18 protein-coding genes are annotated in these 17,716 nt (G+C 65.6%); 2 read left to right on the plus strand and 16 right to left on the minus strand.

What is annotated here, in order from left to right:
* Positions 1-3: 3 nt before the first annotated feature.
* The 15 genes from murC to K3148_RS01690 form a co-directional block, all read right to left on the minus strand.
* Positions 4-1,413, minus strand: a complete 1,410-nt coding sequence (murC, locus tag K3148_RS01620) for a UDP-N-acetylmuramate--L-alanine ligase (protein WP_221425607.1) — start codon at positions 1,411-1,413, stop codon at positions 4-6.
* Positions 1,410-2,606 (minus strand): undecaprenyldiphospho-muramoylpentapeptide beta-N-acetylglucosaminyltransferase, encoded by a 1,197-nt coding sequence (gene murG, locus K3148_RS01625; protein WP_221425608.1) that lies wholly within the window; start codon positions 2,604-2,606, stop codon positions 1,410-1,412. Before murG ends, murC begins: the two co-directional genes overlap by 4 nt.
* Positions 2,603-3,862: an FtsW/RodA/SpoVE family cell cycle protein gene (locus K3148_RS01630; protein WP_221426582.1), complete on the minus strand. Its 1,260-nt coding sequence runs from the start codon at positions 3,860-3,862 to the stop codon at positions 2,603-2,605. The genes murG and K3148_RS01630 overlap by 4 nt, the downstream gene beginning before the upstream one ends.
* Before the next feature lie 5 nt (positions 3,863-3,867).
* Positions 3,868-5,145, minus strand: a complete 1,278-nt coding sequence (gene murD / locus K3148_RS01635; RefSeq protein ID WP_221425609.1) for a UDP-N-acetylmuramoyl-L-alanine--D-glutamate ligase — start codon at positions 5,143-5,145, stop codon at positions 3,868-3,870.
* On the minus strand, positions 5,142-6,212 hold the full coding sequence (gene mraY / locus K3148_RS01640) for a phospho-N-acetylmuramoyl-pentapeptide-transferase (RefSeq protein ID WP_221425610.1): 1,071 nt from the start codon (positions 6,210-6,212) through the stop codon (positions 5,142-5,144). The genes murD and mraY overlap by 4 nt, the downstream gene beginning before the upstream one ends.
* A gap of 15 nt (positions 6,213-6,227) precedes the next feature.
* Positions 6,228-7,709 carry a UDP-N-acetylmuramoyl-tripeptide--D-alanyl-D-alanine ligase gene (locus tag K3148_RS01645; protein ID WP_221425611.1) on the minus strand — a complete coding sequence of 494 codons (1,482 nt, stop codon included), beginning with the start codon at positions 7,707-7,709 and terminating at the stop codon, positions 6,228-6,230.
* On the minus strand, positions 7,706-9,184 hold the full coding sequence (locus K3148_RS01650) for a UDP-N-acetylmuramoyl-L-alanyl-D-glutamate--2,6-diaminopimelate ligase (RefSeq protein ID WP_221425612.1): 1,479 nt from the start codon (positions 9,182-9,184) through the stop codon (positions 7,706-7,708). The genes K3148_RS01645 and K3148_RS01650 overlap by 4 nt, the downstream gene beginning before the upstream one ends.
* A complete protein-coding gene (locus K3148_RS01655) occupies positions 9,171-10,883 on the minus strand; it encodes a peptidoglycan D,D-transpeptidase FtsI family protein (RefSeq protein WP_221426583.1) in 1,713 nt (570 codons plus the stop codon). Before K3148_RS01655 ends, K3148_RS01650 begins: the two co-directional genes overlap by 14 nt.
* Positions 10,884-10,924: 41 nt before the next feature.
* Entirely contained in the window at positions 10,925-11,452 is a 528-nt protein-coding gene (locus K3148_RS01660; RefSeq protein WP_221425613.1) for a hypothetical protein, read from the minus strand.
* Complete coding sequence (gene rsmH, locus K3148_RS01665) at positions 11,452-12,390, minus strand: 16S rRNA (cytosine(1402)-N(4))-methyltransferase RsmH (RefSeq protein WP_221425614.1); 939 nt, start codon at positions 12,388-12,390, stop codon at positions 11,452-11,454. The genes K3148_RS01660 and rsmH overlap by 1 nt, the downstream gene beginning before the upstream one ends.
* Positions 12,387-12,812 carry a division/cell wall cluster transcriptional repressor MraZ gene (locus K3148_RS01670; protein WP_247711611.1) on the minus strand — a complete coding sequence of 142 codons (426 nt, stop codon included), beginning with the start codon at positions 12,810-12,812 and terminating at the stop codon, positions 12,387-12,389. Before K3148_RS01670 ends, rsmH begins: the two co-directional genes overlap by 4 nt.
* A gap of 463 nt (positions 12,813-13,275) precedes the next feature.
* Positions 13,276-14,046 (minus strand): GldG family protein, encoded by a 771-nt coding sequence (locus K3148_RS01675; RefSeq protein ID WP_221425616.1) that lies wholly within the window; start codon positions 14,044-14,046, stop codon positions 13,276-13,278.
* The gene (locus K3148_RS01680) at positions 14,027-14,389 is read right to left on the minus strand and encodes a hypothetical protein (RefSeq protein ID WP_221425617.1); all 363 of its coding nucleotides are present in this window, start codon (positions 14,387-14,389) and stop codon (positions 14,027-14,029) included. The genes K3148_RS01675 and K3148_RS01680 overlap by 20 nt, the downstream gene beginning before the upstream one ends.
* 32 nt (positions 14,390-14,421) lie before the next feature.
* Positions 14,422-15,438 carry a cysteine synthase A gene (locus tag K3148_RS01685; protein WP_221425618.1) on the minus strand — a complete coding sequence of 339 codons (1,017 nt, stop codon included), beginning with the start codon at positions 15,436-15,438 and terminating at the stop codon, positions 14,422-14,424.
* Positions 15,439-15,480: 42 nt separating this feature from the next.
* The gene (locus tag K3148_RS01690) at positions 15,481-15,798 is read right to left on the minus strand and encodes a 2Fe-2S iron-sulfur cluster-binding protein (protein ID WP_221425619.1); all 318 of its coding nucleotides are present in this window, start codon (positions 15,796-15,798) and stop codon (positions 15,481-15,483) included.
* 89 nt (positions 15,799-15,887) lie between these two features.
* On the opposite strand from K3148_RS01690, the gene K3148_RS01695 reads away from it, so the two are divergent.
* Entirely contained in the window at positions 15,888-16,505 is a 618-nt protein-coding gene (locus tag K3148_RS01695) for a DNA-3-methyladenine glycosylase family protein (RefSeq protein WP_221425620.1), read from the plus strand.
* Between the two features lie 30 nt (positions 16,506-16,535).
* Positions 16,536-17,342, plus strand: coding sequence for an SDR family oxidoreductase (locus K3148_RS01700; protein WP_221425621.1), 807 nt, complete (start codon positions 16,536-16,538; stop codon positions 17,340-17,342).
* Positions 17,343-17,389: 47 nt separating this feature from the next.
* On the opposite strand, the gene K3148_RS01705 is transcribed toward K3148_RS01700, so the two are convergent.
* Complete coding sequence (locus K3148_RS01705) at positions 17,390-17,680, minus strand: 4a-hydroxytetrahydrobiopterin dehydratase (protein WP_221425622.1); 291 nt, start codon at positions 17,678-17,680, stop codon at positions 17,390-17,392.
* Positions 17,681-17,716: the final 36 nt, after the last annotated feature.

The raw sequence follows: 17,716 nt of genomic DNA on the forward strand, positions 1-17,716 counted from the left end.
CGCTCACGAATCGCGTTCCTTCCCGACCGCATCGGCAAGACCGGCCGCCCATTTCGTGATGTCGCCCGCGCCGAGGCAGACCACGAGGTCGCCCTCTTCGATGTCGGCGGCGAGCTTTTTCGCAAGGTCGTCCCGATCCTCCACCGTAGCCGCGTTGCGGTGGCCGCGGGACTTGAGGCCTTCGACCAGCGCCTCGGCGCTCACGCCTTCGATGGGGTCCTCGCCCGCAGCATAGACCGGGGTAATGTAGACCTGGTCGGCCTCGTTGAAGCTGCTCTGGAAGTCGTCCATCAGATCGCGGAGGCGTGTGTAGCGGTGCGGCTGCATGACGGCGATGACGCGATTCTTCGTCGCCTCGCGCGCGGCTTCCAGCACGGCACGGATTTCGACCGGGTGGTGGCCGTAATCGTCGATCACGGTCGCCCCGCCGACGCTGCCGACATTGGTGAAGCGGCGACGCACGCCGCCGAAGCTGGAGAAGCCGTTGCAGATCACCTCGTCCGGGCAGCCCATCTCGATGGAGACGGCAATCGCGGCGAGTGCGTTCTGGACGTTGTGGCGACCGGGCATGGGCAGGCAGACGTTCTCGATACGGCGGTCTTCCTCGCCGCGCTGGCGCACGATCACATCGAAGCGGTTGCCGCCCTCATGCGGCTGGACGTTCACGCCGCAGATGTCCGCCTGCAGGTTGAAGCCATAGGTCACCACGCGGCGGTCGCGGACCTTGCCGATGACTGCCTGCACTTCGGGATGGTCGATGCACAGCACCGCCGCGCCGTAGAAAGGCACGTTGTGGATGAACTCGACGAAGGCGTCCTTCACCCCGTCGAAATCGCCGTAATGATCGAGGTGCTCGGGATCGATATTGGTGACGACCGCGATGGTGCCGTCCAAGCGCAGGAAGCTACCGTCGCTTTCGTCGGCCTCCACCACCATCCAGTCGCTGTCGCCCAGCCGGGCGTTGGAGCCATATTGTTCGATGATGCCGCCGTTGATTACGGTCGGGTCGATGGCCCCGCAGTCGAGCAGGCTGGCGATCATGCTGGTGGTGGTTGTCTTGCCGTGCGTCCCGGCCACCGCGATGGTCGATTTTAGACGCATCAGTTCGGCGAGCATTTCGGCGCGGCGAACCACGGGGATGCGGTTTTCGAGTGCGTGCGCGACTTCGGGGTTGGTGCGCTTGACCGCGGTGGAGGTCACGACGACGGCGGCGCCTTCGACGTTTTCCTTCTCGTGCCCGATCTTCACCGCGATGCCTTGCGAACGCAGGCGCTCGACCGTGGGGCTTTCGCTGATATCGCTGCCCTGCACCGTATAGCCGAGGTTGTTCATCACCTCGGCAATGCCCGACATGCCGATGCCGCCGATCCCGACGAAGTGGATCGTGCCGATATCGGTAGGTACGCCCTTCATTCCGAACTCTCCAATTTCGCACCCTGGCCCGCGACCTGGCCCTGCGAAGCCCCCCGCGCGTTGTTTCCGCCCACGCGGATTACATCCATCATGTCCGCCCCGCCGAAGCTTTCGACGAGGTCGGCAAGGTCCTCTACGGCCTTGGGACGGCCACAGTTCCATGCCGCATGGGCCGCGTTGGAAAGCCCTTGCGGATCGTCCGCCAGCACGCGGATCTGCTTGGCGAGTTCCTTCGCCTCGAACTTCTCCTGCCGGATCATCCGCGCCCCGCCCGCCTTGGCCATCTCGCGCGCGTTGAACGCCTGGTGGTCGTCGGTCGCGATGGGCAACGGGATCAGGATGGCCGGGCGACCCACGGCGGTCAGTTCCGCTATGGTCGAGGCGCCAGCACGGCCGATGAAGAGATGCGCATCGGCAAGGCGCGCCTGCATGTCTTCGAAATAGGTCGCCAGTTCGGCCGGAATGCCGTGAGTGCGATAGCGTTCGCGCACTGCGTCGAGATCTTCCGGGCGGCACTGCTGGGTGACCTGCAACCGCTGTCGGATCGCGGGCGGAAGCATGGCAAGGCCATCGGGGACGACTTCGGACAAGACACGCGCGCCCTGGCTGCCGCCGGTTACGAGCACGCGCAGCAGACCGTCCTCGCCATAGCTCGGGAACGGATCGTCACGCAGGGTGAGCACTTCGGCGCGCACCGGATTGCCGACGAGGAACACCTTGTCCTTATGCGCCGGTTTCAGCCGCTGCACATCGGGATAGGCGGTGGCAATCGCGTTCACGCGGCCAGCAAACAGGCGGTTCACGCGGCCCAGTACCGCGTTCTGTTCATGGACCACGGTCGGGATATCCGCCGAGGTCGAGGCGAGGATCGCGGGCAGCGAGGGATAGCCCCCGAAGCCGACCACCGCGCTAGGCTGGAAGCTGTCGAACAGCCGCAGCGCCATGGTGCGCCCTTCCCACACGGCCTTTGCGCCTTTCAGCCATTGCAGCGGGTTCTTGCCGAAACGCCCCGCGGGCAGGACATGGGCGGGCATGAAATCGGGCTTGCCGGGGATCTGCGCGCCGCGCTCGTCGGTGATCAGCGCGACATGGTGCCCGCGCCGGTCGAGTTCGGTCGCCAGTGCGAAGGCGGGCAGCAAATGGCCCCCGGTCCCTCCGGCGGCGAGCACGAAATGGCGGCTGGAGCCGGTCACTGGTGGATTCCGCGCGTAATGCGCGCCTCTGGTGTCGTCATCGCGCCCCCCTGCCCTATGCCCAGCAGGTCGCCAAGTCCCCTTGTCGTCGTTTTGAGATAGGGATTGCGGCGGGTGACTGCGATCAACAGGCCCACGGTCAGCGCGATCGCCATGGTCGAGGAGCCGCCATAGCTGATCAGCGGCAAGGTCATCCCCTTCGACGGGAAGAGTTGCAGATTGACGAGGATGTTGATGAAGGCCTGCCCACCCAACAGCGCGACGAGGCCTGTGCCGGCGAGAAGGGCGAAGAGGTCCTCCTCGTCCACCAGCCGCATCAGCACGCGCAGCACGATGGCGAGATACAGCAGGACGATGAAGGCGCAGGCGATCAGCCCGAATTCTTCGCCGATCACGCTGAAGATGTAGTCGGTATGCGCTTCGGGCAGGCTCATCTTTCTGAGACCGAGGCCGTAACCTGCTCCCGTCCAGCCCCCGGCGAGCAACGTACGGCTGGCCAGGTCGACCTGGTCATAGGCCGTACCGCCGCCAAAGAAACTGTCGATGCGGTGGCGGGCGTTGTCGTAGAGGAAATAGGTCGCGGTCAGGAGGAAAAGGCCGCCGCCAACTACGATGCCGAGCCGTTTGAGAGGGATGCCTGCCAGCAGGATCATGACGCCCCAGACGCCTGCAAACAGCATGAATTCGCCGAAATTCGGTTGCATCATCAGCAGCGCACCGATCAGGCCCGTCAGGCCGGTCACGAGCCATAGCACCGGGAGGTTGGGATCGCGCATGCGCCAGGACAACACCCAGGCGACCACAATCACGAAGGCAGGCTTCAGAAATTCGGACGGCTGGAACTGCATGCCGATGACGATCCAGCGCCGCGCGCCGTTGATTTCCACCCCGATGAAAGGGACGAGGAACAGGAGGCCGAGCATGGCGGCGGCGACCAGGACACCGAGCCGCCGCGCGTTCTCGCGGCTGAGCATCGAGGTGCCGAAGAGGATGCACAGCGCCACCGCCTGCCAGCCGAGATGGCGGTAGAAGAAGTAGAGCGGATCGAGCGTTTCCGACGAGGTCGACAGCCGGTCGGCGCTGGCCGGGCTGGCCGCCGCAACCGCGATCGCGCCGCCCGCCATAAGGAACAGCACGAGGCCGAGCAGAACGCGGTCGATCTCGCGCCACCAGATCTTCAGCTGGCTCCAGCGCGACAGCTTGCCGCCCGGGATGTGGGCGGGCTTGCGCTTGGCGCCGGGGACGAAGGGCTGCATGGCGGTCACTTCAGCGCCTCCACCAATTCACGGAAATGTTCACCGCGCTTTTCGAAGTCGGCGTACTGGTCGAAACTCGCGCAGGCTGGCGAGAGGAGGACAGTGTCGCCCGGTTTGGCCTTGGCGGCAGCGGCTGCAACAGCACGGTCGAGCGTTTCGCACTGCTCCACGTGTACGCGGCCTTCCAGCAGCGCGGCAAAGTCCGGACCGGCCTTGCCGATAGTGTAGACGGCTTTGACATGGGGCAGCTCAGCCTCGCACTCGCCCAGCCCCGGCTCCTTGGCGAGCCCGCCGAGGAGCCAGTGGATGTTGTCGAATGCAGCGAGCGCCGGTGCAGAGGCCGCGGTGTTGGTGCCCTTGCTGTCGTTAACATAGGCGATACCGGAAATCTCGGCGATACGTTCCATGCGGTGGGGGAGGCCCGTATACGAGGATAGCCCTTGCTCAATGTCCGCATCTGAGACGCCCAACGCTTCGCAAGCATGCGCCGCCGCGCTGGCGTTTTGTGCATTATGGGGTCCAGACAGGGCTGGCGATCCCGTTGCGCGCGGGTAGGCGAAGATTGGCACCTCCGCTTCATCCCGGAGCGTGTCGGCGATAGCATCGCTGTAGAGGTCATTGCCGGCGAATATCTTGGTGTGTTCTTCGGATTGCAGGTCGAACAGCCGCGCCTTGGCCTCGGCGTAAGCGTTCATATCCCCATCATACCGATCCAGATGGTCCGGCGTGATGTTCAGCAGTACCGCCACGTCGCAGTCGAGCGAATAGGTCAGATCGATCTGGTAGCTCGACAGCTCCAGCACATATACCCCGCCTTCCCGCAAAGGCTCCTGCTCGAGGATCGGGAGGCCGATATTGCCGCCCATGGTGGTCGGCACGCCTGCGGTCTTGAGGATGTGGTGGACCAGCGCGGTGGTGGTCGACTTGCCATTGGTGCCGGTGATGCCGACGACCTTGTGCGGCGGCAGGTCCGCCCTTGCCTGCGCGAAGAGTTCAATATCGCCAATCACCGGCACGCCGAAGCTGTCAGCATGGGGCTTGATCGGGTGGGTGTTGAGCGGAACGCCGGGGCTAACGACCACGCCAGCATAGCCGGTAAGGTCCGCCTCCAGCGGATCGCCGATGACGCAGCGTCCGTTGTAAGGCTCGCGCGCTTCGGCGCGGTCGTCCCACACCAGCACGTCCGCGCCCGCCGCCAGCAAGGCCTCGACTGTCGCCCGGCCGGACCGCGCGAGGCCGAGCACCGCGTATTTCTTGTCCTTCCAGGCGGGCGAGGTGATCATCTGAGTTTGAGCGTTGCCAGCCCCAGAAGTGCGAGCACGATGGCGACGATCCAGAAGCGGATCACGACCTTGCTCTCGGACCAGCCGAGCTGCTCGAAATGGTGGTGGATGGGCGCCATGCGGAAGACCCGCCGCCCGGTGCGTTTGAACCAGAAGACCTGGATGATGACCGACAGCGCCTCGAACACGAACAGCCCGCCGACAATGGCGAGGACTACCTCGTGATGCGTCGCCACGGCAATTGCCCCCAGCGCACCGCCAAGGGCGAGGCTGCCGGTGTCACCCATGAAGACAGCGGCGGGCGGCGCGTTGAACCACAGGAAGGCCAGCCCTGCCCCCATGATGGCCGCGCAGAAGATCGCCAGCTCGCCCGCGCCTTCGACGTAGGGAATGCCGAGATACTCGGAATAGTCCACGCGGCCCACGAGATACGCGATCACCGCGAAGGTGCCCGCCGCGATGATGACCGGCATGGTCGCCAGCCCGTCGAGCCCGTCGGTGAGATTCACCGCATTGCCTGCGCCGACTATGACCGTCGCAGCAAAAACATAGTAGAGTGGCCCCAGTTCGATACCAAAGTCGTTGACGAAGGGAACATAGACGAAGGTGTTGATCTGGCTGACGATTATGTAGCTGGCGATACCAGCCACGATGAACTCGAACAGCAGGCGGACCTTGCCCGACACGCCCTTGTGGCTGGCTTTCGAGACCTTGTCGTAATCGTCGAGGAAACCGATCAGGCCAAAGCCGCCGGTTACCGCGAGGCAGGCCCAGATGAAGGGGTTCGACAGGTCCATCCACAAGAGCAGCGACAGGAACAGGCTGATCAGGATCATCAACCCGCCCATTGTCGGTGTACCGACCTTGGCGAGGTGCGTCTGCGGTCCGTCCTCGCGGATCGGCTGCCCCTTGCCTTGGCGTACGCGCAGCATGTCGATGAAGCGCGGGCCGATGAACAGGCCGATGATCAGCGCCGTCAGCAGCGTCGCGCCCGCGCGCGCCGTCTGGTAGCGCACGAGGTTGAAGAGGCCCTCGAAATTGAAATACTCGGCGAGGAGATAAAGCATCGGCCTCGTCGGCTCCTAACTAGCGCGGGTGAAGTGATCCACGAGCTTGCCCAGCCCGACCGAATTGGAGCCCTTGACCAGCACGGCATCGCCCGCAACGATGCCGAATTCCTGCAGCAGTCCGATTGCCTCTTCGGCCGAATTGCAATGCTCCCACTCGAGCGGATTGCCAAGCGAGTTGAAGGCGGGTTTCCCCAGTTCGCGGGCCAGCGCGCGCATCTCGTCGCCCACCAGCAACGCATAGTCGACATCGGCGGCGATCAGAGGTTCGGAAAGCCCTGCGTGGAACTTCGCGCCGAAGTCGCCCAGCTCCTTCATCGACCCCAGCACGGCGATGCGGCGGGAGGACGGCGTTTGGCCCAGTTGCGCCAGCGTGGCGCGCATGCTGGCGGGGTTGGCGTTGTAGCTTTCGTCGATCAGCAGCGCCTTGCCGCCCGGCACGTCGATACCGTGACGGGCGCCGCGGCCCTTGAGACCGCCCATTTCGGCAAGCGCGAGGCCGGCTGCGGCCATGTCGCCACCCGCCGCGCGGACGGTCGCCATCACGGCGAGCGAGTTGATCACCCAGTGATCGCCCGGCTCGGCCACCGTGTAGCAAAGGCGTCCGCCGCCCTTGGCGGGGTTGCCGAATTCGCAGGTCACGAGGCTGCCGCCATTGGCGCTCGGGATCGCGTCGAGGAGGCGCACATCGGCACTCGCTGCACGGCCGAAGCTGACGACGCTGGCTCCCATGCGCAGTGCGGCGAGGCGCAGGCGTTCGAAGTGCTCGCTGTCGGCGGGAATGACCGCAACGCCGCCCGGCTCGAGCCCGGCGAAGATTTCGGCCTTGGCGTCGGCAATTGCCTCCATCGAGCCGAGGTTCTCGATATGCGCGGGCGCAATGGTGGTGATGACGGCGACATGCGGGCGGACCTGCGTGGTCAGCCCTTCGATCTCGCCGGCGTTGTTCATGCCCATTTCGAAGATGCCGAAGCGGCTGCGCGCGGGCATCCGCGCAAGGCTCAGCGGAACGCCGACATGGTTGTTGTAGCTGCGGGTGGAGCGATGCGCCGCGCCGCGGCTGGCGCGTTCGAGGCTGGCGAAGATCGCTTCCTTGACCCCGGTCTTCCCGACCGAACCGGTCACGCCGATGATCCTGGCTTCAGTGCGGCTGCGAGCCGCGCGGGCGAGCGCTTTTAGCGCCTCGGTCGTGTCCTCGACGAGGATGTGCGGATACTCGACCGGGCGATCGACGATGGCCGCAGCGGCCCCGTTGGCGAAAGCCTTGTCGAGGAAGCGGTGGCCGTCCATCGCCTCGCCCTTGAGCGCGACGAAAAGATCGCCATTCACGACGTCGCGGCTGTCCATCTCGACCCCGGCAATCTGGAAATCGCCGCTGGCGGTGCCGCCCACGGCCTCGGCAATGGCTTTCGAATGCCACAGAGTCAGCGGCAGCCGGTCGCGGTCCTCCGCAGGCCATTCCATATAGGCCGGGTGGCGCAGGATGGCGGCGCTCATACCTCACCTCTGGCGATGAGTGCTGCGCATTCGCGTGCGACTTCCACGTCGTCGAAGGGATGGACGGCCATGTTTTCTCCCGATCCGATGATCTGACCCGTTTCGTGGCCCTTGCCCGCAACAAGGACGATGTCGTCCTTGCCCGCTTCGGCAATGGCGGCATGGATGGCTTCGCGGCGCCCGGCCACTTCGCGCGCTTCGCCGGCGCCTTCAAGCACCGCGCGGCGAATGTCCGCAGGATCTTCGCCGCGCGGATTGTCGTCGGTGACGATCACGAGGTCGCTGGCCTTGGCGGCTGCTTCACCCATCGGCGCGCGCTTGCCATGGTCGCGGTCCCCGCCGGCCCCGAAGACGGTGATGAGGCGGCCCGTCACATGCGGACGCAGCGCGGCAATCGCGGCTTCCAGCGCGTCGGGCGTGTGGGCGTAGTCGATATAGACCGGCGCACCCGAAGGCGCGATGACAGCGCGTTCGAGACGGCCGCGCACCGGCTGAAGCCGCGCGACGGCGTCCCAGACACGGCTTGGGTCGATCCCGGTCGCGAGCGCAAGACCGGCCGACACAAGCGCGTTCGAAACCTGGTAGGCGCCGATCAGCGGCAAATTGATGGTCCGCTCGGTGCCAGCGTGTTCCACGGTGAGCGACTGGCCGAGCTGCGTCGGTTCGCGGCGGGTGAGGCGGATGTCCTCGCCCTGCTCCCCGACCGTCATGACATTCAGGCCGCGCTTTTTTGCATGGTCGACGACGCGGGCGTTCCACCCGCTCTCGCCCGCGCCCATCCAGATAACCGCGGTCGCGCCGTCCGATACGACCTCATCGAAGAGGCGCATCTTGGCGGCGAAATAGTCTTCCATGTCCGCGTGGTAATCGAGATGGTCGCGGCTGAAATTGGTAAAGCCAGCCGCTTCGACCGCGATCCCTTCGTTGCGGTATTGCGAGAGGCCGTGGCTCGAAGCTTCATAGGCGACATGGGTCACGCCCTCGCGCGCCAGGCCGCTCATGTTCGAGAGAAAGGTGACGATGTCGGGCGTGGTCAGCCCGGTCGACACGCTTTCGTCGGGCGTGGTCACGCCGAGCGTGCCGATGCTCGCCGCGCGCTCGCCCGACATGCGCCAGATCTGGCGTGTCATCTCGACGCAGGATGTCTTGCCGTTGGTGCCGGTGACTGCGACGATATGTTCAGGCACCGGGGTGAAGAATCCGGCTGCCAGCTCGGCAAAGCATTTGCGGGGAGTGTCGCTGGCGATGTGGAGCGCGCCTTCGACCGTAGCTTCGCTGCGCGCAACGACGGCAACAGCGCCGGCCTCGATGGCGGCAGGGATGAAATCCTCGCCATTCACCTGCGCGCCCTGAAACGCGCCGAACACGGTGCCCGGAGCAACCTTGCGGTTGTCGATGGCAAAGCCGGTGACGTTGATCTCGGCGCCGTCCGGGCAATCGATGCCGGCGGCAGCACAGAGCTTACTCAGCTTCATTCTGAGCCTCCGGAATGAGCGGGGTGATGGCGGAAATGTCGATATCACGCGTATCGTCGGGACGCACGCCGATCAGCGGGCCGATGCGGGGGACTAGGCGACCGACGATGGGCGCGGCGTTCCAGGCGGCGGTGCGCTGGTAGGAGCTGGCAAGCGTGCCGCGCGGTTCGTCGAGCATGGCGATCACGACATAGCGCGGGCGATCCATCGGGAAGGCCGCGGCGAAGGTGGAGACCAGCGCGGTCCGGCGATAGCCGCCCTTGCCGCCCGGCTTTTCGGCCGAGCCGGTCTTTCCCCCGACCCGGTAGCCCGGAGCATCGGCGTTGCGACCCGTGCCGTAGATCGCGATGGCGCGCATCATCTGGCGCATCCGGCTGGAGGTCGAGGCCTTGAACACGCGGCGGCCCTTGGGCGCCTCGCCCGGGCCCAGTTTCTTGAGCGTAGCCGGACGGTAGACCCCGCCATTGACCATCGCCGCATAGGCGCTGGCGAGATGCAGCGGCGTGACGGCAATACCGTGACCGAAACCGACGGTCATATTGGTGAGGCGCGCCCATTTCTCACCCGGCCATAGCGGGAAGCCCTTTGCCGGCAGCTCGATTTCGGGACGGCCGTTCATGCCTAAGTCTATCATGTACTGGCGCAGGCGTTCCGCGCCCATTTCATCGGCGATGCGCGCGCTGGTCGTGTTCGAGGAGTGAATAAGCGTTTCCACCGCATTCAGATCGTCGCCCATCGCGTGGCTGTCACGGATGGTGAAGCGCCCGACCTTGACCGGCGAGGCGTCGAAGCGGCGGCCCAGATCGCGGATCGTGCCGCTGTCGATGGCGGCGGCCACGGTCAGCGGCTTGAAGGTCGATCCCAGCTCATACACCTGGTTGGTGACGCGGTTGAACATGAGCTTCTGGCCGTCTTCGTCGATCTTGTTCGGATCGAATTCGGGCAGCGAAGCGAGCGCCAGCACCTCGCCCGTGTCGACATCGAGCACGATACCCGCGGCGCCCTGCGCCTGCGTGAGCTTCATGCCACGCCGCAGTTCGTCCTCCAGCGCACCTTGCACGCGCACATCGAGCGAGAGCGCAACCGGTGTGCCGCGCGTCAGCGGGTCGCGCAGGTGCTCGTCGAAAACCTGTTCCATGCCCACGCGGCCGCTGCCGTCCGCGGCAACATAGCCGAGGACATGCGCGGCCATCTTGCCTTGCGGATAGTGACGGTCCTCTTCCATCGGCATTTCGAGTGCGAGTTCGCCGATGTCCTGCACACGGTTCGCTTCTTCGGGCAGCAGGCGGCGGCGCAAATAGCCGCCCTTGCCGCTGGCGAGCTGGGCCGCAACGGCTTTCTCATCGAGGTCAGGGAAAATCGCCTTGAGCTTTGCCGCCACTTCGCCGGCGCTGGCCACCAGCGGCTCGCCGTCCTCACCAAGGGCCTTAGGATTGAACCACAGGGCATAGGCGGGAAAGGCGCGCGCCATGGGCACGCCGTTCCGGTCGACGATTTCTCCGCGGTCCGGCAGCAACGCCGCCTCGAGCGAGGTCGCGCGCGCGCCTTCGCCGCCTGCTCCGAGGAACAGGATGCGGGTTGTCGCGATCACGGCGACAAACGCGAAAGCAAGCGCGATCCAGAGGACGCGCCAGCGGGCAAGGTCGAGCGATTTCTGGCGGATGCTGACGAGCTGCACGCGGCCGCTCGCCATCGCCATGCTCACCGCTCCCGGTCCACCGTGGAGAGCGGAGAATGCGTTCACCGGGCGGCCTCGGCCATGGCTACCGACGCGTTGGCCGGCCGCGCAAGGCGCTGGGCGAGGCTCGATGCAAGCCGTTCGGCAGGCTGGCTTTCGGCCACCGCTACGGCAAGCGCCCGACCACCCTCGGAAGGTTTGTCGTCGTTCATCCAGTCGCCGAACAGGCTGTCCTCCTCGACCGGGCCGGTGTCGGCCTTGGCAACGCGGATCGGCTGGGGCGCACCCAGCCCGCGCGGCGTGCCGAGAGCGGCAAGCTGGCGCTCGTGCTCGACATACTGGTCGGCGCGCGGAGCCTTGTAGCCGAACTCGACCTGGTTCCACGCTGCCAGCTGGTGCTGGCTGGCACGGGTCTGGAACTCGGTTTCCAGCATCAGCTTGGAGCGTTCCGCTGCGATGATCTGTCGTTCGATCAGGCGCACTTCGCTTTTCACCGCGTTCACCCGGAAAGTAAGCGCGAGAAAGGCCGCAACACAGGCTGCGAGCACGACGAGCCAGCCGATCTGGCGGATCCGTGTGGCGTGGCTCATCAGGCGGCCTCCCTTGCTGGCGTTGCGGTGCGCACTGCGTGCCGCAGGACGGACGAGCGCGCGCGCGGGTTACGGTCGATCTCGGCCTCGGTGGGCTTGACCGCCTTGGAAACAGGGGAGAAGACCGGATCGACCTGCGCTGCCATGGGGACGTGACGCGAGCCGCTCGGGGTCGAGGATGCCTCGCGCAGGAAGCGCTTGACGATCCGGTCTTCGAGGCTGTGGAAGCTGACCACCGCAAGGCGGCCCCCTTCGCGCAGCAGGTGTTCGGCGGCCGACAACCCTTGGGACAGTTCGTCGAGTTCGCCGTTCACGTGAATTCTGATGGCCTGGAAGGTCCGCGTGGCCGGGTCCTTCTTGTCATGCGGCTTGTGGCCCAGCGCCTTGCGCACGACACGGGCGAGGTCGCCGGTCGTCTCGAGCGGGCGCGCGGCCACGATCGCGCGGGCGACGCGGCGCGACTGGCGCTCTTCGCCGTACTGGTAGATCACGTCCGCGATGGTGCTTTCCGCAGCAGTGTTGAGGAAGTCGGCCGCGCTTTCGCCGTCCTGGCTCATGCGCATGTCGAGCGGTCCGTCGGCGGAAAAGGCAAACCCGCGATGCGCCTGGTCGAGCTGCATCGAGGAGACGCCGATATCCATGACCACGCCGTCCACGCGCTCCACACCGGCAGCGCGCATGACTTCCAGCATCTCGGAAAAGCGATGCGGGTGAAGGATGAGGCGGGGCGGAGTACTCTCCGTCTCCCGCCAGGTGCGACCCGCCGCAATAGCGTCGGGATCCCGGTCGAAGGCGTGCACGGTCGCACCGCGTTCGAGCAGCGCGCGCGTATAACCGCCCGCGCCGAAGGTGGCGTCGATCAGCACATCGCCCGGCTGCGGGTCGAGCACTTCGATCACTTCGTCGAGCAGGACGGGAATGTGGGGCGCGCCGCTCATTTGCCTTTCGCCTTTGCATCGGCAAGCAGGCTTTCGCACGCAGCCTTGGCGCTGGCCCAGTCATCGCCCATTTCGGCAAGCTCGCTCGGGTTCCACAGCGTGAAGAAGCGCCCGCCACCCTGGAAGTAGAGGCCGTCCTCGATCCCGCCGAGGGCGCGCAGGTGTTCGGGCATGACAAAGCGACCGCTGTCGTCGAAGGGCATTTCGATGAAGCCGAAGAGCTGGCTGGCGCGCGTGTCGCGGTCGAAATCCTTGCCGACCCGCACGGCGATTTCCTCTTCGCGGTCGAGCTGGGCGTCGAGCTCTTCCTTGCGGCTGAGGCCGAAGCCGACGAGGCACTTCCACGTGGGGTGCTTCATGAGGCACAGGACGCGGCCGTCGGAGCTTTCCTTCACGGCCTTGCGGAAGAGGGGCGGAAGCACAAAGCGGCCCTTATCGCCCGCAGGCGAATAGGCTTGTCCGCTGTACCCTCCGAATTGCACGGTCCTGTCCCCGTCGCTTTGCCCCAATCGGCGTTTTCACCTCTCCACCGGACACACCTCCCCCGTCCGCAAAAGCGCGAGCTTTCACGGCGCGCCCGCATTGAGCGACGCGCGCAAAGACACTGGCATGTCCGATGTCGTGATGATTTATCGCGGGAGACGCGGGGATGGAAGGGAAAATTGCGGGATTTTACGGGATTGATCTGCAAGTCATTGTTTTAACGATATTTTTAATCGTGCAATCCTGTGTATATCCTTAACAATGTGTAACCCTAGGCTACGGAAAAACCACGGGAATCGGGTGCCTTCCCGCAGTATCCCGGACTGCCCCCCGTGATTTCCCGTGCCGAGTCCCGCGAATTCCCTTCTGCGTGTAAGTGGGCTTCCCATCAGCCCGAGGCCTTTAGTCCGAAAGCGGATCCAGCAGGCTCCACAGCGCCGCCTTGCGCGCTTCGGGGACCGGCTCTTCACCTTCCCAATCGAGCACGGCCGCATCGGCAAGCAGATACACTTCGCCGCGGCTATAGCGGCAGTTTGCCTGCAGGCCTTCGCTGGCGACCGTACAGACGCGCTCGGCGCTGCCGCTGTCGCGCGCTTCGAACCGTCCGGCGAGGTTCACCGGCAGGCGCCCGTCCACCAGCCGCTCGCCCTCGCCCTGCTCTTCGTCGAACAGCAATTCGAGGCCCATGCGGGAGAAGATCGGCGAGAGCAGCACGACGTCCTGCGGGCGGCGACGGTCGCCGATGCCGTATTCGGAATGCCGGGTCAGCATGGGGTCGGCGAGAATTACGGCCTTACCGCCCTGCGCGAGATAGGCATCGAAAGCCACATTCTCCGAGGGCGCAAGCGCGCGCGGCTGGGCCAGCAGGACCTGGTCGAGGCCATCGAGCGCTTCGGCTTCCAGCGTGTCGAGCGGGACGAGTTCGTACCGCGTCTCCAGCTCGGTGCGCACCCAGTCGGGTTCGCCGCCGCCGTCGATCATAGCGGTAATATCGCCCGCCTCGCCCCAGTAGATCGGCAGCGTCGTGAACAAGCCGAGCTTCGGCTTTCCGGCCTGTGCGGCCTCCATCTCCGCCGGTGCGGCAGCCGCCTCGTCCTGCGGGGTGTTGGCGTTGCAGGCGGTGAGCAGCGCCAGCGCGCCAGTTGCGAGCAGGCTAAGGCTGTTGCGGATCATTGGGCGCGCCCTGTTGGGGAACGGGAGCGGGCGATTGCGTCGGACCGGGCGCCGGTCCTTCGGGCAAGTCGGGCACCACGCCTGCCTCGACCAGCGGATCGTTCTGCGGCGCGGCGGCGGTCGGCTCGGTCGTCGGCGCGGCAGCCGGCGATGCCGCGCGGTCTACCTCGCGCGTGCGATCCTGGATGAGGCTGGCGAGCCCCACCAGCAGGACCATGAGCACCACGCCCCCGATCCCGATCTGCAGGCGCTGGACCGATTGCGAACGCGTGCCGCCCAAGGGCACATCGGCCGGCTCTGCGCCGCCCGGCGCGCTGCGGGTGAGGTCGAAACTGCGTGGCATAACAGGAGATTTGGGCGCTGAGGCGCCTTTCGTCAATCGCCCTCGTCTAGCCAGTCGAACACGGGAAGGCCCTTCGAACGTAGCCACTCCGCATTGTAGAGCGTGGAGAGATAGCGGAAGCCCGTGTCGCACAGCACAGTAGCAACCTTCGGGTTCTCGCGCCCCTCGGCAACCAGATGCTTGCCCAGCGCCACCGCGCCTGCGACGTTGATGCCGCTCGACAGGCCGAGGCACAGTCCTTCCTCGCGCAGCAGGCGGGAGACCCAGTTCAGGCCCTCCTCGTCCGAGATGCGGAATTGCGTGTCGATCGGCGCGCCTTCGAGATTGCCGGTAATGCGGCCCTGCCCGATACCCTCGGCGACCGAGGAGCCTTCGCCCTTCAATTCGCCATTGGCGTAGTAATTGTAGAGCGCCGCGCCATGCGGATCGGTCAGCGCGATGGTGACGTTCTCGTCCAGTTCCTTCAGCCCCATGCCGACCCCGGCGATGGTGCCGCCGGTGCCCGCTGCGCAGGTGAAGCCGTCGATCCGGCCTTCGAGCTGCTCCCACAGCTCCTTCGCCGTGCCTTCGATATGCGCCTTGCGATTGGCGGTGTTGTCGAACTGGCCCGCCCAGATCGCGCCTTCCGTCTCTTCCGCCATTCGGCGCGAGACGTGCTGGAAATGCTGCGGATCGGCGTATTTGGTTGGCGGCACGGTCACCAGCTCCGCCCCCAGAGCGCGCAGGGTCTGCATCTTCTCGCGGCTCTGGTTGTCGGGCATCACGATGATCGTGCGATAGCCCAGCGCGTTGGCGACGAGCGCGATGCCAATGCCGGTGTTGCCGGCGGTGCCTTCGACCACGCAGCCGCCGGGCTTCAACTCGCCGCGCGCCTCGGCGTCACGAATGATGTAGAGCGCGGCGCGGTCCTTCACGCTGGCACCGGGATTGGCGAATTCGCATTTGCCGTAGATGTCGCAGCCGGCTTCCTCGCTCGGCCCGGCAAGGCGGACGAGCGGGGTGTTGCCGATGAGGTCGAGCGTGCGCTCGCGTACGGGGATCTGTGTCATGCTCGCCGAGGTAGAGGTCGCCCTACCGCTGCGCAAACAACATCAATCTTCAGGGGCGATAGTAACCTTCAGCCCGTCGAGTTCGCCGGTGAAGGGGATCTGGCACGACAGGCGCGAGGTTTCCACGCGGTGGTCGCTGCTTTCGAGCAGGTCGTCCTCGTCCTCGCTCATTTCCGGCAGCTTGCCGGTAAAAGCGGGGTCGACATGGACGTGGCAGGTCGCGCAGGAGCAGCAGCCGCCGCACAAGGCGAGAAGTTCGTCGAAACCGTTGTCGCGAATGGCTTCCATCACGGTGAGGCCGTTTTCGACCTCGATTTCGGAAGTCTCGCCTTCGCGGGTGATGACGATCAGCTTGGGCATCGATGCATGTCCTGTGTTGCCTTGCCCGCCGCGCGGGCCCTATGCGAGGGGCTGCTATTCAAAGCGAGGCGGGAAGGCAAGCCAAAGACATGGGTCTAACCAACGCTCAGCTGCGCGATCACCTCGACGCCGTCGCCGCGCATGACCCGGTGGTGGCGGCTGCGATCCAGCGGGTCGGCTATCCCGAAGAACGCATCCGCCCGACCGGCTACCGCACCTTGTTGCGCACCATCGTCGGCCAGCAGGTCAGCGTCGCCGCGGCCGCGTCCGTGTGGGCTAAGCTCGAAGCCGAGCTGGGCGAGGACATGCACGCAGGCGAACTGCTCGCGCGCGATTTCGACACGCTGCGCGCCTGCGGCCTCTCGCGCCAGAAACAGGGCTATGCCCGCAGCCTCTGCGAACTGGTGGCGGGCGGCGAACTCGACCTCGAAAACCTGCCGCAGGACGACGAGGCGGCGATTGCCGAACTGACCCGTATCAAGGGCATCGGGCGCTGGTCGGCGGAAATCTACCTGCTCTTCGCAGAAGGCCGTCAGGACATCTGGCCTGCGGGCGACTTGGCCGTGCAGGCGGCCTGCGGGAAGCTGCTCGAGCTTTCGGAGCGCCCAAGCGAGAAACAGACGCGCGCGCTGGCGGAAGGGTGGAAGCCCTATCGCGGTGCGATGGCCATTTTCACATGGCATGCCTATGCCAACCCGGCGCTCTGACGCGACGGAACACTGTTTGAGAGAGGGACTATGACCACGCGCAAGGCAATTTTCGTGACCGGCGGCGCTTCGGGGATCGGGCGCGCCATCGCGCTCTACTTTGCCGAGCGCGACTGGTTCGTGGGCGTGGGCGATGTCGACGAGGCCGGCATGCGCGAAACGCTCGGCCTGATGAAGCACGGCTTCAGCTACCAGCACACCTTCGACGTGCGCGACCGCGAGGCGTGGGACCGCGCGCTCGACGGTTTTGCCACCGCGGCCGGCAGCCGGATCGACGTGCTGGCCAATAACGCCGGCATTCCACTGGGCGGCGCGCTGGAGGAAAACAGCGTCACCGAGATCGAACGCTGCCTCGATATCAATCTGAAGGGCGTGCTCTTCGGGGCGCAGGCGGTCTATCCTTGGCTCAAGAAAACCGCGCCCGGCTCCTGCCTGCTCAACACCGCAAGCGCGGCGGGTATCTACGGCACGCCCGGCGCGAGCGTCTATTCGGCGACCAAGTTCGGCGTGCGCGCCATCACCGAAAGCCTCGACGGGGAATGGGCGGACGACGGCATCAAGGTCCGCTCGATCATGCCCAGCTTCATCGACACACCGCTGCTCGATCACAATCCCAACGCGAAGAGCAACGAGGACATCCGCACCCGCGTGACCGACGCCGGGCTGGAGATCACGCCAGTCGAGGAAGTGGCCAAGGCCGCGTGGGATGCGGTGCATGGCGACAAGCTCCACACCACCGTCGGCAAGACCGCCAAGAGCCTCGCCTTCGGGGCGCGCTGGCTGCCCGGAAAGCTCCGCAAGCAAACCCGCGCCTCGGCCCGCCCGCTCGGAAAGTAAGATGGTCTAGTTGAGGCGCGCTCTTCCGGTGCGCGCGAGGGCAATCTCTAGACCAGCTTGTCGATCTTCTTGGCCATGTTCACGTCGCGCAGGGACAGGCCGCCCGCGTCATGCGTGGTCAGGGTGATGTCGACCTTGTTGTAGACATTGAACCATTCGGGATGGTGATCGCGCTTTTCGGCGATGATCGCGATGCGCGTCATGAAGGCGAAAGCCTCGGCGAAATCGGCGAATTCGAAGCTGCGCTCGATCGCCTTTCCCTCGCGCGTCAGCGACCATTGGGGCAGCGCGCGCAGCCAGGTGTCGCGTTCTTCGGCGGTCAGTTCTTCGACGGGCATGTTTCGCGAATCCTGTGTTGCTTGTGGCTAGCGCGG

Origin of the sequence: Qipengyuania aurantiaca (genome assembly GCF_019711375.1) — a bacterium.
In the GTDB taxonomy this organism is placed as follows: Bacteria; Pseudomonadota; Alphaproteobacteria; order Sphingomonadales; family Sphingomonadaceae; genus Qipengyuania; species Qipengyuania aurantiaca.

Bases quoted from the DNA above. Each gene is read 5' to 3' on its own strand.
- K3148_RS01690 (WP_221425619.1), bottom strand. From the start codon at position 15,798: ATGCCCAAGCTGATCGTCATCACCCGCGAAGGCGAGACTTCCGAAATC.
- K3148_RS01650 (WP_221425612.1), bottom strand. From the start codon at position 9,184: ATGAAGCTGAGTAAGCTCTGTGCTGCCGCCGGCATCGATTGCCCGGAC.
- murD (WP_221425609.1), bottom strand. From the start codon at position 5,145: ATGATCACCTCGCCCGCCTGGAAGGACAAGAAATACGCGGTGCTCGGC.
- murC (WP_221425607.1), bottom strand. From the start codon at position 1,413: ATGAAGGGCGTACCTACCGATATCGGCACGATCCACTTCGTCGGGATC.
- mraY (WP_221425610.1), bottom strand. From the start codon at position 6,212: ATGCTTTATCTCCTCGCCGAGTATTTCAATTTCGAGGGCCTCTTCAAC.
- K3148_RS01645 (WP_221425611.1), bottom strand. From the start codon at position 7,709: ATGAGCGCCGCCATCCTGCGCCACCCGGCCTATATGGAATGGCCTGCG.
- K3148_RS01685 (WP_221425618.1), bottom strand. From the start codon at position 15,438: ATGACACAGATCCCCGTACGCGAGCGCACGCTCGACCTCATCGGCAAC.
- rsmH (WP_221425614.1), bottom strand. From the start codon at position 12,390: ATGAGCGGCGCGCCCCACATTCCCGTCCTGCTCGACGAAGTGATCGAA.
- K3148_RS01705 (WP_221425622.1), bottom strand. From the start codon at position 17,680: ATGCCCGTCGAAGAACTGACCGCCGAAGAACGCGACACCTGGCTGCGC.
- K3148_RS01630 (WP_221426582.1), bottom strand. From the start codon at position 3,862: ATGCAGCCCTTCGTCCCCGGCGCCAAGCGCAAGCCCGCCCACATCCCG.
- K3148_RS01695 (WP_221425620.1), top strand. From the start codon at position 15,888: ATGGGTCTAACCAACGCTCAGCTGCGCGATCACCTCGACGCCGTCGCC.
- K3148_RS01660 (WP_221425613.1), bottom strand. From the start codon at position 11,452: ATGAGCCACGCCACACGGATCCGCCAGATCGGCTGGCTCGTCGTGCTC.
- K3148_RS01675 (WP_221425616.1), bottom strand. From the start codon at position 14,046: ATGATCCGCAACAGCCTTAGCCTGCTCGCAACTGGCGCGCTGGCGCTG.
- K3148_RS01655 (WP_221426583.1), bottom strand. From the start codon at position 10,883: ATGGCGATGGCGAGCGGCCGCGTGCAGCTCGTCAGCATCCGCCAGAAA.
- K3148_RS01700 (WP_221425621.1), top strand. From the start codon at position 16,536: ATGACCACGCGCAAGGCAATTTTCGTGACCGGCGGCGCTTCGGGGATC.
- K3148_RS01680 (WP_221425617.1), bottom strand. From the start codon at position 14,389: ATGCCACGCAGTTTCGACCTCACCCGCAGCGCGCCGGGCGGCGCAGAG.